The sequence below is a fragment of the Thermus brockianus genome, from assembly GCF_001880325.1.
GTDB classification, from domain to species: domain Bacteria; phylum Deinococcota; class Deinococci; order Deinococcales; family Thermaceae; genus Thermus; species Thermus brockianus.
Window position 1 is genome coordinate 582,471 of record NZ_CP016312.1, and the last position, 14,001, is coordinate 596,471.

Here is a 14,001-nt window from a genome sequence, read left to right on the forward strand (position 1 = left end):
ATGGCGCGGCTCGCCGGGGGGTTGGTCCTCCTTTTCCTCGGCTTCGCCCTCTTCTACCCCCTCTTCCGGATCCTCCTTTTGGGCCTAGGGGAAGGGTTCTGGAGCGCCTGGACCAACCCCTACTACTGGGAACGCTACCGCTTTAGCCTGGGGTACGGCCTGACCTCGGCCCTCCTCACCCTTACCCTCGCCCTTCCCTTGGCCTTCCTCTTCCGGCGGCGATTTCCCCTAAGGGCCTTTTACCTTTCCCTTTCCACCCTGCCCTTCGTCCTCCCTACCCCGGTGGTGGCCCTGGGGTTTTTGGCCCTTCTGGGCCCCCGGGGGGTCTTGGGGGTGGACCTTTACGGCACCTTCGCCCTCCTCCTCCTGGCGGCCGTCTTCTACAACCTGGGGCTCGCCCTAAGGGTCCTCCTCCCGGTGGCCTTGGGCCTCGAGGGGCCCCTGGCGGCGGCGAGGACCCTGGGGGCTACCCCGTTCCGCGCCTTCCTGCGGGTGGGGCTTCCCCTCCTCCTCCCCGCCCTGGGGGGAGCGGGGCTTCTCGTCTTCCTCTACACCTTCTCCGCCTTCGGGGTACCCCTCCTCCTGGGGGGGCCTAGGTACGCTACCCTGGAGGTGGAGGTCTACACCCTCCTCGCCCACCGCCTGGCCTTCCCCGAGGCGGCCGCCCTCATGGCCTGGCAGCTTTTTACCCTGGCCATGGCGGTTTTCCTCTACCTGCGCCTCCGGGCCTACCCCCTTCCCCCAGGCCCCCTCCTCCCCACCGCCTCCTGGGCCTACCCGGTGGGGCTTGGGGTCTTTTTCCTCCTCCTCTACGCCCCCCTTTTCGCCCTTTTCCTCCGGGCAAGCCCCCAGGCCTTCCTCTCCGCCTGGACCTCGGAGGACTTCACCCCCCTTTCCCTAGCCCTGGCCAACACCTTGCGCTTTAGCCTCCTCACCCTCCTCCTGGCCTTGCCCCTAGGGGTGGCCTACGGGGTGGCGGCGAGGCGGAGCGGGCTTTTGGACCTCCTGGGCCTCCTTCCCCTCATGGTGAGCCCGGTGGCGGTGGGGCTTGGCTACCTGGTGGCCTACCCTGGCCTTCGGGGCTCTTTCGCCCTCCTCCTCACCGCCTACGCCCTCCTCGCCTACCCCCTCCTCGCCCGCGCCCTTCTCCCGGCCCTAAAGAGCCTCCCCCCAAGCCTCCTGGAGGCGGCGAGGACCCTGGGGGCTACCCCGTTCCGCGCCCTCCTACGGGTGGAGCTCCCCCTTCTCCGCCCCGCCCTGGCCTCCGGGGTGGCCCTGGCCCTGGCCGCCATCCTGGGGGAGTTCGGGGCCAGCCTGGTGCTCTGGCGGCCCGAATGGACCACCCTCACCCTCGCCATCTACGAGCGCCTGGGCCGGCCTGGGGAAGGGCCTTTTCGGGAAGCCCTCGCCCTAGCGGCCTTCCTCGCCCTCCTCTCCGGGCTCCTCTTCTACCTCCTGGACCGGGGGCGGGGCAGGGTGGGCTAGGAGGCCCCCTCCAGGAACTCCCGCACCACCCCAAGGAAGCGCCTTCCGTCCAGAAGGAGGGCCAAAAGGGCCCAGAGCAAGGCCATGCGGAAGGCCTCGGGGGCGAGGAAGGCGGCGAAATAGAAGGGGGCGAAGGTGGCGGGCACCTGGAGGAGCATGGAGAGGCTCTTGCTGGGGTAGCGGAGGAGGAGGGTGAGGGCCACGACCATCCAGGCGAGGCCAGGGCCCACGGGCACTAGGCCCGCCCCCACCAGGTAGGCGAAGCCCGCCCAGGCGAGGCCGGCGTCCAGGGGATAGTCCCAGGGGGCGAGGGGGGAGGGCCGCCTCGAGGCCCGGGCCAGCATGCCGTCCAGAACGTCCAGGGTCCAGCCCAGGAGGAGGAGGTGCACCACCTTCGCCAAGGCTTCCGGCCCCTCCCCCACCTCTCCCAGGAGGAGAAGGACCACCCCGCCCCGGCCCAGGGTGCACAGGTCGGCGAGGAGGCGCAGGCTAGCCTTCCCCATAGACCAAGGCCCCAAGCCCCTCCACCGCCCCCTGGCGCAAGGAGAGGTGGGCCAAGGGGGTCAAGGGGGTGGGCTCGGGGTTCACCTCCACCAGGTAAGCCCCGGCGGCGAAGGCGATGCGCCCCAAGGAGGCGGCGGGCTCCACCTCGGCGCTGGTGCCCACCACCAGGGCCACGTCCGCCTCGGCGAAGGCGCTCTCCGCCCTCTCCCAGGCCCCTTCGGGCAAGAACTCCCCAAACCAGACCACATCGGGCCGGGCCCGGTGGCCGCAAGCCGGGCAGAAGGGCGGGGGCGTGAAGGCCTCGGGAAGGGGGAAGCGCACCCCGCAGGCCTCGCACCGGGCCCGGAGGAGGTTGCCGTGGAGCTCCACCAGGTTCTGGCTCCCCGCCCAGGCATGGAGGCCGTCCACGTTCTGCGTCACCAGGAGGAAGCTTCCCCCCCGGGCGAGCACCCTCCTTTCCAGCTCCACCAGGGCGTGGTGGGCGGGGTTGGGCTTGGCCTCCCGCACCTTGGCGATGCGCCAGGCGTACCAGGCCCAGACCTTCTCCGGGTCCCGGGCATAGGCCTCGGGGGTGGCGTACTCCAAGGGGTTAAAGTTCCGCCAAAGCCCCTCGGCGTCCCGGAAGGTGGGGATGCCCGAGGGCTTGGAGATGCCGGCCCCCGTGAGGACCGCCACCCGTTTGGCCTCCTCAAGCCGCTTGCGCGCCTCGGCAAGCCCTGCCATCCTCACCCCATCCTAGCGCGGTAGGCTAAAGGGGATGCGGCTTTTCACCCCCGAGGCCATGCGGGAAGCGGACGGAAAGGCGGCGGCCATGGGCTACCCCACCCTCCTCCTCATGGAGTGGGCGGGGATGAAGGCGGCCCGCGTTTACCGGAGGCTTTTCGGTAAGGCCCCCGCGGTGGTCCTCGCCGGCAAGGGGAATAACGGCGGGGACGGCCTGGCCCTGGCCCGGCACCTCCTCCTTGGGGGGGTGCCCGTGCGGGTCTACGCCGCCAGCGGGCAAGGGGGGGATGCCCTCCAAATGCGCCAGGCCCTGGAGGCCCTAGGCCTTCCCCTCCTCCCCCTGGAGGAGGCCTCCTGGCGGGAAGGAGAGGTGTTGGTGGACGCCCTTTTCGGCACCGGGCTCAAGGGACCCCTGGAGGGGTTTTACGCCGGGCTCGTGGACCGGGTGAACGCCTCGTGCCTCCCCGTCCTCGCCCTGGACCTCCCCTCGGGCCTTCCCTTCTCCCCCCACGTGCGGGCCACGGCCACCCTCGCCTTCGCCGCCCTGAAAACCCCCCACCTCCTCTACCGGGAGGCCTGCGGCAAGCTCTTCCTGGCCGAGATCGGCCTGCCCCAAGCCCTCCTGGAGCGGGAAGACCTCCCCGAGGTGGCAACCCCCCAGGCCCTAAGGCCCCTCCTCCCCAAGCGCCCCCTCACCGCCCACAAGGGGAGCGTGGGCCGGGTGGGGGTGCTCGGGGGCTACCGCGGGGATGGTCTCCGCTACGCCGGGGCTCCCCTCCTCGCCGCCCTGGGCGCCTACCGCATGGGGGCGGGGCTCGTGCACCTCGTCCTCCCGGAGGGAACGCCCCTGGAACCCCTGGAGGCCGTCTTCCACCCCGTGCCCGCCCCTGCTCTCCCCCCCGTGAAGGTGGAGGCCCTGGCGGTGGGCATGGGCGGGGGACCCTGGGGGAAGGCCTGGGCCCTGGAAGCCCTCAAGGCGGGCCTCCCCACGGTCTTGGACGCCGACGCCCTGCACCTCGAGGTGGTGGCCCTCTACCGCCAGGCCGGCGTGAAGGCGGTCCTCACCCCCCACGCTGGGGAGGCGGGAAGGCTGCTTGGCGCCCCCCCAGAGGCGGTGGCCCAGGACCCCTTGGCCGCCGCCCGGGCCCTGGCGGAGGCCACGGGCCTCACCGTGGTCCTCAAGGGAAACCCCACGGTGGTGGCGGAGGGAGGCCGGCTTTCCGTGAACCCCACGGGCAACCCCGCCCTGGCCACCGGGGGCACGGGGGACGTCCTGGCGGGGGCCATCGCCGCCCTCCTGGCCGCAGGGCTTCCCCCCTTTGACGCCGCAAGGCTCGCCGTCTACCTCCACGGCCTTGCCGGGGACCTCCTGGCGGAGGAAAGGGGGGTGGGCCTCCTGGCCCGGGAGGTGGCGGAGGCCCTGCCCCGGGCGCGGCGGGCCTTGGAAAAGGGCCTAGGCCTCCCCTTCGCCCTGGTATAGTCTTGGGCGAGGGCTTCGCCATGGCACCCCGCCTCTACGTCCCCGCCACCCTGGCCAACCTGGGCTCGGGCTTTGACGCCCTGGGCGCGGCCTTGGACCTCTACCTGGAGGTGGAGGCCACGCCGGCCCGGGAGGACGCCTTTCTCTACGAAGGGGAGGGCAAGGTGGAGGGGACGGACAACCTCATCCACCAAGGCTACCGGGCGGGGATGGCGGCTTTGGGCCTGAAGGCGGAGCCCCTCTTCATCCGCGCCTTCAACCCCATCCCCTTGGCCCGGGGTATGGGGAGCTCCTCCGCCGCCCTGGTGGCGGGGGTGGCCTTGGCGGACTGGGTTTCCGGGGGGCGGCTGGGCCGGGATGGGGTCTTCCGGGTAGCGGCCCGACTGGAGGGCCACCCGGACAACGTGGCCCCCGCGGTCTACGGGGGATTTGTGGCCGCCCTTAGCGAACCCCCCCTGGCCATCCCCCTGCCGAGGCCTGAAGGGGTGCGCTTCGTCCTCGCCGTGCCTCCCTACGCGGTGCCCACCCCCTTGGCCCGGGCGGCCCTACCGGAAAGGGTGCCCTTGGCCGATGCCGTCTACAACCTGGCCCGAAGCGCCCTTTGGCCCGCTGCCCTATGCTCCGGGCGCCTCGAGGCCCTAAAGGAGGCCTGCCGGGACCGCCTCCACCAACCCCACCGGGCCCACCTCATGCCCGGGGTCCTGGAGGCCCTGGAAGGGGCCCTGGAGGCGGGAGCCTTGGCCGCCTTCGTGGGCGGGGCTGGCCCCACCGTGGCCGCCTTGGTGCGCCAAGGGGAGGAGGAAAGGGTAGCCCAGGCCCTGGAGGCCTACCGCGGCCAGGGCCAGACCTTGGTCCTGAACCTAGGGGAGGGATACTTTTGGAAGGGAACCTGAACACCATCCCTCTTACGGAGCTTCTAGAGCTCATCCACGGCCACCGCCGCTCGGGGGTTTTGGCGGTGCAGGTGGGCCCCTTGCCCCTCTCCTTGCGCTTTTCCGCCGGGGAGGTGGTGGGGGCGGCCATCCTGGACTGGGAGGGCCTCGAGGCCCTCTTCACCTTCCCCCTCCACCCCAAGGAAGGCCCCTTCCGCTTCCAGCCCAGCCCCCCTTCCCAAGAACCCCCTCTCCTCCCCTTCGCCGCCCTGCTGGGGGAGTGGGCCCGGGTCAACGACGAGTGGGATCGCTTCCGCACCCTGGTGGACTCCCCGAGCCGCGTCCTGGAGGCCATCCGCCCCAAACCGCCCCTAGAGGTCTTCCAGGGGGGGAAAAGCGTCCGGGCCGCCGCCAAGGCCTGGGGCGTACCCCTCCTCATCGCCATGGAGCGGGCCTACATGGGGGTCAGGGAAGGGGACCTCTACCCCTTGCGCCGCTACGCCTGGTACGCCCTGCGCATCCGCTACCAGGGCCGGAAGGGCAAGACGCTGGAGGAGTACGGCCAGCTCCAGGCCCTCCTGGACGGCACCCGCAACCTGGGCGAGGTCATCGCCAGCGGGGTGCCCGTGGGCCTGGTGCGCCGTTACCTGGTCCAGGCCCTAAGCACCGGGGAGGTCGCACCCCCGGGGCGGGGCTGGCTCTTAAGGGACCTCACCTGGGAGATGGAAAAGGAAGGGGAAGCCTAGGCGCGCCTAGGCTTCCAACCCCCTTCGGTTACTTCTTCTTGCGGGGGCGGTACTTGCCGTAGGAGCCCCGCCAGATCTTGCCCCTGCGGGTGCGACGGTCGCCCTTGCCCATGCCTTCCCTCCTTAGGCGCTAGCCCCTTGGGCGGAAAGGAGCTGGTGCACCTTGCGCATCAGCCGGGACTTCCTGCGGGCGGCGGCGTTCTTGTGCAGGGTAGACCCCTTGGCCGCCTTGTCAATGAGGCTCTCGGCCTTGCGCAGGATCTTGATGGCCTCCTCCGCCTTGCCCTCCTGGGCCAACTGGACGGCCTTCTTGCTCAGGGTCTTGATGGCCGACTTCTTGGCCTTGTTGCGAAGCCGGCGCTTCAAGGACTGCCGGTGCCGCTTTAAAGCGGAAAGGTTCCTCTTGGGCTTCTTCTGCGCCATCGTTCTCCCCTTATGCCCCCTCGGGGCAGACCAGGCCTAAGTGTAGCACACCCCCGCCTTATGGGGCAAACTTGGTGGCCACCCAGTCGTAGCGCACCTGGCCCTTGGCGTCCTGAAGGCGGAAGCGGAGGAAGTACTCCCCGGGGGACACGGGAAAGCGCACCTCCTCTTGGAAGCGCCCGGCGTACGCGCGCCCCCCCACCACCCTTTCCCCCTGCACCAGGGCCACCTCCAGCCTCCCCTCCTGGAGGCTTCCCGCCACCTTCACCTTCACCGCATCGTAAAGCCCCGTGACCCGCAAGGGGTAGCGGGCCTCCCCGGTGTACTTCCAGTAGAAGACGGGCAAGAAAGGGGGATAGCCCACGGCGAGGCCGTACCGCTCGGCGTACCAGTAAAGGCCCAAGGCCGCCAAGGCCAGAAGGAGCAGGCTCCGCATTGTCCTAAGTATACTTGGGCACATGGCAGGCACGGGCCAGATTCCGCCAGAGGAAGCCTTCGCCCTCCTCAAGCGGGGGGCGGAGGAGATCATCCCCGAGGAGGAGCTTCTCTCCAAGCTCCGAGAAGGAAGACCCCTCACGGTGAAGCTGGGGGCGGACCCCACGAGGCCCGACCTCCACCTGGGACATGCGGTGGTCCTGAGGAAGATGCGCCAGTTCCAGGAGCTTGGGCACAAGGTGGTCCTCATCATCGGGGACTTCACCGGGATGATCGGGGACCCCTCGGGCCGGAGCAAGACCCGACCGCCCCTCACCCTCGAGGAAACCCGGGAAAACGCCAAGACCTACGTGGAGCAGGCCGGGAAAATCCTAAGGCAGGAGCCCGAGCTCTTTGCGCTCCGCTACAACTCCGAGTGGCTGGAACACCTCTCCTTCAAGGAGGTGGTGCGCCTCACCTCCCTCATGACCGTGGCCCAGATGCTGGAAAGGGAGGATTTCAAAAAGCGCTACGAGGCGGGCGTCCCCATCTCCCTGCACGAGTTCCTCTACCCCTTCGCCCAAGCCTACGATTCCGTGGCCATAAGGGCCGACGTGGAGATGGGGGGAACGGACCAGAAGTTCAACCTCCTGGTGGGGCGGGAGGTGCAACGGGCCTACGGGCAAGACCCCCAGGTCTGCTTCCTCATGCCCCTTCTGGTGGGCCTGGACGGGCGGGAAAAGATGAGCAAGAGCCTGGACAACTACATCGGGGTGGCCGAGCCCCCCGAGGTGATGTTCAAAAAGCTCATGCGGGTCCCCGACCCCCTGCTCCCGAGCTACTTCCGCCTCCTCACGGACCTTACGGAGGAGGAAATAGAAACCCTCCTCCAGGCGGGGCCGGTACCCGCCCACCGGGTCTTGGCCCGCCTCCTCACCGCCGCTTACGCCAGGCCCAGGATCCCCGCCCGCCTGGACCGGGCCTTCTACGAGAGCCTGGGCTATGACTGGAAGGCCTTGGGAAGGGACAAGGAGGCAGGCCCCGAGGAGCTGCGGCAGGCGGAGGCCCGGTACGACGAGGTGGCCAAAGGAGGGATCCCCGAGGACATCCCCGAGGTGGCCATTCCCCCCTCCGAGCTCAAGGAGGGGCGGATCTGGGTGGCGCGGCTTTTCACCCTGGCGGGCCTCACCCCCTCCAACGCCGAGGCCAGAAGGCTTATCCAGAACCGGGGCCTGCGGATGGACGGGGAGGTCATCGCCGACCCCAACCTGGAGGTGGAACTCTCCCGCCCCCGGGTGCTCCAAAGGGGCCGGGATCGGTTCGTGCGGGTACGCCTAAAGGAGGGTTAAAGGGCCTCGAGGGCCTCGGAAAACTCCGCTTCCAGGTCTTCCGGGTCTTCAAGCCCCACGGAAAGGCGCAAAAACCCCTCGTGCAGGCCCAAAGCCTCCCGTTCCTCCTCGGAAAGGAAGCGGTGGGAGGAGGTGGCCGGGTGGGAAAGGGTGGTCTCCACGCCCCCCAAGGAAAGGACAAGCCGCACCCGCTTTAGGCTCCGGAGGAAGCGGTTCACCGCCGCCCGCTCTGGGGGAAGCTCAAAGGAGAGCATGGCGCCATAGCCCCGCTCCAAAACCCGGTTGGCCACGGGATGATCCGGGTGGTGGGCAAGGCCCGGGTAGTGCACGGCCCGCACCTTGGGGTGGGCTTGCAGGAAACGGGCCAAGCGCCACGCCGTGGCCGAGGCCCGCTCCAGGCGCACCGCCAAGGTCTTCACCCCCTCCACCCCCAGCCAGCACGCCCAAGGATTGGGCACCAAGCCGGCCCGCACCGCCACCCGGCGCAGGGGCTCCACCACGTCCCGAGCCCCCACCACCCCGCCCAGGAGCACCTGGTGGTGGCCGGAGAGGAACTTGGTGAGGCTTTCCACCACCAGGTGGGCCCCCTGTTTTAGGGGCTGGGCATGATAGGGGGTAGCGAAGGTGTTGTCCACTACCAAAAGAGCCCCCCGGTCACGGGCCAAAGCGGCCAGGGCAGGTAGGTCGGCCACCCGCAGCCTGGGGTTGGAAAGGGTCTCCACCAAAAGCAGGCTTCCTGGGGTAAGGCTGGCCTCCACCTGGGCTAGGTCCGTGGCCTCCACCCCCACCACCTCCACCCCAAAGCGGGCGAAATCCTTAAGGAGGCCCCAGGTGGTGCCGTAGAGGTCCCGGGAGGCCACCACCCGGCCCCCGGGGTTGACATAAGCCAGGAAAAGGGCGGTGAAGGCGGCCATGCCGCTCGCCGTGGCCAAGGCCGCCTCGCCCTCGTGCAAGGCGGCCAGGAGGCGTTCCAACGCTTGGTGGTTGGGGGTGCCCGAACGGGCGTAAATGGCCCCGGGAAGCCGGCCCTCGTAGACCGCATCCACCTCGTCCAGATCGCGGAAGCACCAGGCCGCCGACTGGTAGATGGGGAGAAGCGCGGGCGCATTCGCCGGGGTTTCGGCCTGCGCCCCGTGCACCGCCCGGGTGCTTAGGTCCATGGCGCCACTATACGCCCTCCATGGGCCTCAGGGGCACCTCGTGGCCCGTGGCGTAAAGGGTGCCCGCCTCCGCCTCGAGGCGCAGCCGGGGCAGGGGGAACCGGGGTGGACCGTACACCGCCTTTCCGCCCAGCAAGGGGTCAAAGGCGCCAAAGTGGCAGGGGCAACCCAGAAAAGGCCTCTCGTAGCGGAAGTTGTAGAGGATGGAGGCGGCCTCGGGGTCGGGGACGTAGTTCAGGGTGCACCCCTGGTGGGTGCAGATACGGCTAAAGGCGATGTAGTGCTCCCCCTCTAGGGAAAGCCCCCCAGGGGCGGGCTCGGGAAGCCTTAGGAGGAAGGACTTAAGCTCCCCTAGGGGCAGGGGATAGGCAAAGGGCTTCGCCTGCCATACCTCTAGCTCCCCCAGGCGGGCCACCGCCACCTTGGGACCATCGTTCCAAGTGGGCTCCCCTACCTCCGGCCGGGGCCGGAAACGAAGGTTATAGGTGCGCAGGCCGAACCAGGCGAAAAAACCCCCGGCCACGGCCACGGGCACGTAGAAGAAGAGGTCCCTCCGCCTCATAGACCCTGGAGGTAGGCCAAAAGCGCCGCAAGCTCCCCCTCGGAGAGGGGCACGGGGGGCATCTGGCCCCTTCCCTTGAGCACGATCTCCCGCACCGCCTCCGGCGCCTTCAGGATGGGGTTTCCCTTAAGCCTCGGCCCCACACCCCCTTCCCCTTCCGCCCCGTGGCAAAGGGCACAGCGGGCCAGGTAGACGCTTTGCCCATCCTTGCCCCCTTGGGCCTGGGCCCGGGCCATGGCGATGAGGCCTTCCACCCTTTCCTTGGCCTCGCCCCCCACCTCCAGGTAGCGCTCCCAAGCGGCGATGGCCCGGTCCATCTCCCCCTTTTGGAAGTAGAGGTTGCCCAGGAAAAGCCAGCCCTCTGCGGCCTTGGGATCGGCGTGCTGGGCGATTTCCAGGAACATCTGGGCTTCCTCTAGCCTTCCCCCCATGAAGAGGAGGATGCCCACCCGCCGCACGGCCTCCACGTTCCTGGGGTCTTTCTTCAGCACCTCCAGGTAGGCCTCCGCCGCCTGGTCAAAGGCCTGAAGCGCATAGGCCCTCCGGCCCCAGGCAAGGAGGTCCTCCACCGCCCCCGTCCTCCTCGCCTTGTCCGCCAAGGCCTTGAGCTCCCGAGCCTCGGCCCGCTGCGTCACCGTGGTCTCCCCGGGCAGGCGGGGAAGGGTGTAGCGCCAAAGGCCCACCCCTAGGAGGACCACCACCCCCAAGGCCAGGGCCACGGGCAAGGGGTTGAGGGGGCGCTTCTCCGGCGGGCGGTAGCCCTCCAGGGCCTTTTCCAAGGCCACCATGCGGGCGAGGGCCAGCTTTTTCTCCTCGCCCTCGAGGGCCTCCACCTCGGCCCGCAAAACCTCCAGCTCCCTAAGAAGCTCCTCCCGCCTGGGCGGCTCGGGAAAGGGCTCCTTTGGGCCCAGGAGGGGCCTGAGGGCCAGGGCGAGCCCCAGGAGGAAAAGGATGAGGAAAAGGAGGGTGGCGGTCATGCCGGGGGCTCCTTCAGGCGGCGCTCCGCCTCCTCCAGAAGGTCCTGGGGTACCCTCTTGGGGCGGAAGTAGGCGAAAAGGCCCAAGCCCAAGAGGAGAAGGGCCAAGCCGGGCAACACCCACGCCCAAAGGGTCACCCCCCGCCTAGGGGGCTCGTACAGGATCCACTCCCCGTACCGGTCCACGAAGAAGGCCTTGATCTCCTCCTCCGTCTTGCCCTCCTGAAGCATCTCGGCGATGAGGCGCCGCATCTCCACCGCCACCCCCGAGTTGCTCTCGGCGGCGCTCTCCCCTTGGCACACGGGGCAGCGGAGCTCCCGGGCGATGCGGAAGACCTCCGGGGAAAGGTCAGGGGGAGGCCCCGCTTGACCCAGGGCGGGCACAAGCAAAAGGGCGAGGAGAACCCACCTCACGGCAACACCTCCTTTAGGTACTTCTCCAAGGTGGCCTGGTCTATGGCCCCGGCGTGGCGGGCCAGGACCCGCCCCTCCCGGTCTATGAAGAAGGTTTCCGGCACCCCGTACATCCCGTAGTCCACCCCCACCCGGCCCCGGGGGTCAAAGACCTGGGGGAAAGTGAGGCCAAACTGGGCGATGAACCGGAGGGCCTCCGGCTCCTTGTCCTGGGTGTTCACCCCAAGGAAAAGCACCCGGCCCCGATGGGCGCGCCAAGCGGCCTCCAGCACCGGGGCCTCCTCGTAGCAGGCAGGGTAACACCAGCTGGCCCAGAAGTTGAGGACGATGGGCTGCTGGCCCAGGTGGTCCGCAAGGCGGAACGCCTCCCCCCACTCCGCCCGGTAAGGGGGTAGGACGGGCAGGGTGAAGTCGGGGGCGGGACGCCGCTCCTTGGCCAGAACCGAGGGGAGCTCCTTGGGGTTCCGCTGCATGCCCCAGAGGAATAACCCCCCCAAGGCCAATACGAGAAGCACCCAAAGCCAGGCCCTCATGCCGGGCTCACCCCCCGGGCCTCCTCCCTACGGGAAACCGGCCAAAGGATGTACAGGGTCCCCAAGGCCATGAGCCCTCCCGCCACCCACATCCAGAAGACCAGGGGCGTGACGATGAGGCGCAAGGAGGCCCACTCCCCCTTCTCCCGGTCAAAGTCCATGAGGAGGAAGTAGTAGTCGTTCCCCGGGGTGTACACCACCTTGGGGGCCGGCAAGGGAGCGTTCATCTGGGGGTAGAAGTGGAGCCTAGGCCTCACCTCGCCAAAGCGGTTCGTCTGGACCAGGGCCTCCACGGCGAAGCGCCGCCCCTCGTCCAAGGCCCGCACACCCTGGAAGGTGAGCCTTAGGCCCGCCACCTCCCAGCTCTGCCCCCGGTAAAGGGTCTTTTCGCTTTCCAGGCGGTAGGTCTGGCTGAAGGCGATGGCAAGGCCCATGAGGGCCACGGCGAAGTGGACCACGAGGCTTCCCACCCGCCTTTGGTTCTCCAAAAAGCCCCAGGGGGAAAGCCCCGCCGCAACCCGCGCCAAGACCCCTTCCCGCACCAGGAGGAGGATGGCGGCCACGTTGTAGAGGAAAAGCCCCACCGCCAGGGAAGCCCCCACGGTATACCCCCACAGAAGGCCTCCCAGGGTACCCAGGAGGAGAACCCCAAGGAGCAGGTAGAGGTTGCGGAAAACCTCCGCCCTGGGCCTGCGCCAAGGGAGCAAGGGCCCTACCCCCATAAGGAGCAGGATCCCGGCCCCGATGGGGGCGGAAAGCTGGTTGAAGAAGGGGGCCCCCACGCTCACCTTGGCCCCGGCAAAAGCCTCCACCAAAAGGGGGTAGAAGGTGCCCAGGACCACCACCAAGGCCCAGCCCGCAAAGAAGAAGGCCCCAAGGAGCAAGGCGCCCTCCCGGGAAAAGGGGTGGAAGAAGACGACGTCCCGCACCTCCCGGGAAACCCGGGAAAGGAGCCCTAGGCCCAGGGAGGTGGCGAGGAGGAAGAAGCCCAAGAAGGCCGGGCCCACGGGCCCCTCGGCGAAGGCATGCACGGACTGGATCACACCGCTACGGGTGAGGAAGGTGCCGAGGACCGTGGCGGCAAAGGCCAGGGTAATGAAGGCGAAGTTCCAGGCCTTGAAAGCCCCCCGGGTCTTCTGCACGAGGGCGGTGTGGAGAAAGGCCGTGGCGAGAAGCCAAGGGACGAAGCTGGCGTTCTCCACCGGGTCCCAAGCCCAGTACCCGCCCCAGCCCAGGACCTCGTAGCTCCACCACATCCCCGCCACCTTGCCCGCGGTGAGGAAGCCCCAGGCCACCAGGGTCCACCACCGCGTCTCCTCCACCCAGGTCTGGTAGCGGCGGGTGGCCATGGCGGCGATGGCGTAGGCGAAGGGAACGCTCAGGCCCACGAAGCCCAGGTACATGAGCACGGGGTGGACGGCCATCATCCAGTGGTTCTGCAGGAGGGGGTTGGGGCCTACCCCGTCCTGGGGAGGGTTGGGGAGGGTGGCGAAGGGGCTTGCGATGGTGGCCATGACCCCAAAAAAGAAGGCCTGGACGCCGAAGAGCACGGCGAGGACCAAGGAGGCCCGCCAGGGGTCCAGGCCCCGGCGGCTCGCCAAAAGGGTGTAAAGGGTTTGCAAGAGCCCCCAGAGGAGGATGCTTCCCTCCAGGGCCGCCCAAGGGGTGACCAGGGTGACCCAAAGGGGATCCTGGAGGGAGTGGTTCCGGGCCACGTAGGCCAAGGAGAAGTCGTGGGTGAGAAGCGCCCACTCCAGGGCCAAAAAGGCGGCCAAGGCGGCGAGGAAGGCGGGGAGGACCAGGCGCCTCGCCCCTTGCAGGAAACGGCCATCCCCCTGCCCGTAGGCGAGGAGGGCGAGGGCCAGGCCCAGGAGGCTAAAGGCCAGGGCCAGGCTCACGCCCAGGTGGCCCAAAAGGGCAGGGGTCATTTGGCCTCCTCAATCAGCTTGCGCACCTCCTCCGGGGTCCAGCCCGCCTTGGGGGCCTGGTAGGTCTCCGAGTGCTTCACCAGGAGGTTGGTGCCCTGGAAAACCCCGTCTTGGAAGCGCCCCTCCACCACCACCCCCTGCCCCTCCTTGAACATCCCCGGGGGGGTGCCCTTGTGGAGGACGGGGACCTCCGCCACCCCATCCGTGAGGACGAAGCGGAGCTCCAGCCGGTCCTTGTCGTACTGCACCGTGCCCTGCTTCACCAGGCCCCCCAGGCGCACGGGGCGGTTTTGGTAGCGGGCCTGGTCCTGGAGGTACTCCGAAGGGGTGAGGAAATAGACCAGGTTCTGCCCCAGGCCCCCAAAGATGAGGTAGCCCAAGGCCCCCAGGATGACGGCAAGGCCTAGGAGATACTTGGCCCTCATCGGACCC

Annotated in this window: 17 protein-coding genes; 5 read left to right on the top strand and 12 right to left on the bottom strand. The window is 68.9% G+C overall.

The genetic code is table 11. The annotated features are described in order from the left end of the window. Positions 1 to 1,485, top strand: coding sequence for an ABC transporter permease (locus A0O31_RS02945; protein WP_071676612.1), 1,485 nt, complete (start codon positions 1 to 3; stop codon positions 1,483 to 1,485). Here A0O31_RS02945 and A0O31_RS02950 read toward each other — a convergent pair. Both A0O31_RS02950 and A0O31_RS02955 read right to left on the bottom strand, forming a co-directional pair. Further along, the gene (locus tag A0O31_RS02950; protein ID WP_071676613.1) at positions 1,482 to 1,988 is read right to left on the bottom strand and encodes a hypothetical protein; all 507 of its coding nucleotides are present in this window, start codon (positions 1,986 to 1,988) and stop codon (positions 1,482 to 1,484) included. The two genes, A0O31_RS02945 and A0O31_RS02950, sit on opposite strands and share 4 nt — an antisense overlap. Then, a complete protein-coding gene (locus tag A0O31_RS02955; protein WP_071676614.1) occupies positions 1,975 to 2,712 on the bottom strand; it encodes an SIR2 family NAD-dependent protein deacylase in 738 nt (245 codons plus the stop codon). Before A0O31_RS02955 ends, A0O31_RS02950 begins: the two co-directional genes overlap by 14 nt. Before the next feature lie 34 nt (positions 2,713 to 2,746). Between A0O31_RS02955 and A0O31_RS02960 the strand changes: the two genes are divergently transcribed. Genes A0O31_RS02960 through A0O31_RS02970 form a run of 3 tightly spaced genes read left to right on the top strand, consistent with a single transcriptional unit; the run spans position 2,747 to position 5,810 of the window. Then, positions 2,747 to 4,192: a bifunctional ADP-dependent NAD(P)H-hydrate dehydratase/NAD(P)H-hydrate epimerase gene (locus A0O31_RS02960; protein ID WP_071676615.1), complete on the top strand. Its 1,446-nt coding sequence runs from the start codon at positions 2,747 to 2,749 to the stop codon at positions 4,190 to 4,192. A gap of 20 nt (positions 4,193 to 4,212) precedes the next feature. After that, positions 4,213 to 5,085: a homoserine kinase gene (thrB, locus tag A0O31_RS02965; protein WP_071677905.1), complete on the top strand. Its 873-nt coding sequence runs from the start codon at positions 4,213 to 4,215 to the stop codon at positions 5,083 to 5,085. Beyond that, positions 5,070 to 5,810 carry a DUF4388 domain-containing protein gene (locus A0O31_RS02970; RefSeq protein ID WP_071676616.1) on the top strand — a complete coding sequence of 247 codons (741 nt, stop codon included), beginning with the start codon at positions 5,070 to 5,072 and terminating at the stop codon, positions 5,808 to 5,810. The genes thrB and A0O31_RS02970 overlap by 16 nt, the downstream gene beginning before the upstream one ends. 28 nt (positions 5,811 to 5,838) lie before the next feature. Here the strand turns inward: A0O31_RS02970 and A0O31_RS02975 are convergent, their stop codons facing one another. The 3 genes from A0O31_RS02975 to A0O31_RS02985 are packed head-to-tail and all read right to left on the bottom strand — an operon-like array spanning position 5,839 to position 6,669. Then, positions 5,839 to 5,922 carry a 30S ribosomal protein THX gene (locus tag A0O31_RS02975; RefSeq protein ID WP_071676617.1) on the bottom strand — a complete coding sequence of 28 codons (84 nt, stop codon included), beginning with the start codon at positions 5,920 to 5,922 and terminating at the stop codon, positions 5,839 to 5,841. An 11-nt stretch (positions 5,923 to 5,933) separates the two neighbouring features. Then, a complete protein-coding gene (rpsT, locus tag A0O31_RS02980; protein ID WP_071676618.1) occupies positions 5,934 to 6,233 on the bottom strand; it encodes a 30S ribosomal protein S20 in 300 nt (99 codons plus the stop codon). Between the two features lie 58 nt (positions 6,234 to 6,291). Beyond that, positions 6,292 to 6,669, bottom strand: a complete 378-nt coding sequence (locus tag A0O31_RS02985) for a hypothetical protein (protein WP_071676619.1) — start codon at positions 6,667 to 6,669, stop codon at positions 6,292 to 6,294. 22 nt (positions 6,670 to 6,691) lie between these two features. Between A0O31_RS02985 and tyrS the strand changes: the two genes are divergently transcribed. Continuing rightward, positions 6,692 to 7,996, top strand: a complete 1,305-nt coding sequence (tyrS, locus tag A0O31_RS02990) for a tyrosine--tRNA ligase (protein WP_071676620.1) — start codon at positions 6,692 to 6,694, stop codon at positions 7,994 to 7,996. On the opposite strand, the gene A0O31_RS02995 is transcribed toward tyrS, so the two are convergent. From A0O31_RS02995 to ccmE, 7 genes are read right to left on the bottom strand one after another with little or no spacing between them, the layout of a single operon-like run. After that, a complete protein-coding gene (locus tag A0O31_RS02995) occupies positions 7,993 to 9,156 on the bottom strand; it encodes a trans-sulfuration enzyme family protein (protein WP_071676621.1) in 1,164 nt (387 codons plus the stop codon). The two genes, tyrS and A0O31_RS02995, sit on opposite strands and share 4 nt — an antisense overlap. Before the next feature lie 7 nt (positions 9,157 to 9,163). Then, on the bottom strand, positions 9,164 to 9,718 hold the full coding sequence (locus A0O31_RS03000; protein ID WP_071676622.1) for a Rieske 2Fe-2S domain-containing protein: 555 nt from the start codon (positions 9,716 to 9,718) through the stop codon (positions 9,164 to 9,166). Beyond that, positions 9,715 to 10,695, bottom strand: coding sequence for a c-type cytochrome (locus A0O31_RS03005; protein WP_071676623.1), 981 nt, complete (start codon positions 10,693 to 10,695; stop codon positions 9,715 to 9,717). Before A0O31_RS03005 ends, A0O31_RS03000 begins: the two co-directional genes overlap by 4 nt. Further along, entirely contained in the window at positions 10,692 to 11,108 is a 417-nt protein-coding gene (locus tag A0O31_RS03010; RefSeq protein ID WP_071676624.1) for a cytochrome c-type biogenesis protein, read from the bottom strand. Before A0O31_RS03010 ends, A0O31_RS03005 begins: the two co-directional genes overlap by 4 nt. Continuing rightward, positions 11,105 to 11,641, bottom strand: coding sequence for a TlpA family protein disulfide reductase (locus tag A0O31_RS03015; RefSeq protein ID WP_071676625.1), 537 nt, complete (start codon positions 11,639 to 11,641; stop codon positions 11,105 to 11,107). The genes A0O31_RS03010 and A0O31_RS03015 overlap by 4 nt, the downstream gene beginning before the upstream one ends. After that, positions 11,638 to 13,569 (bottom strand): heme lyase CcmF/NrfE family subunit, encoded by a 1,932-nt coding sequence (locus tag A0O31_RS03020; protein WP_071676626.1) that lies wholly within the window; start codon positions 13,567 to 13,569, stop codon positions 11,638 to 11,640. Before A0O31_RS03020 ends, A0O31_RS03015 begins: the two co-directional genes overlap by 4 nt. After that, on the bottom strand, positions 13,566 to 13,994 hold the full coding sequence (ccmE, locus tag A0O31_RS03025) for a cytochrome c maturation protein CcmE (protein ID WP_071676627.1): 429 nt from the start codon (positions 13,992 to 13,994) through the stop codon (positions 13,566 to 13,568). Before ccmE ends, A0O31_RS03020 begins: the two co-directional genes overlap by 4 nt. Between the last annotated feature and the right edge of the window lie 7 nt (positions 13,995 to 14,001).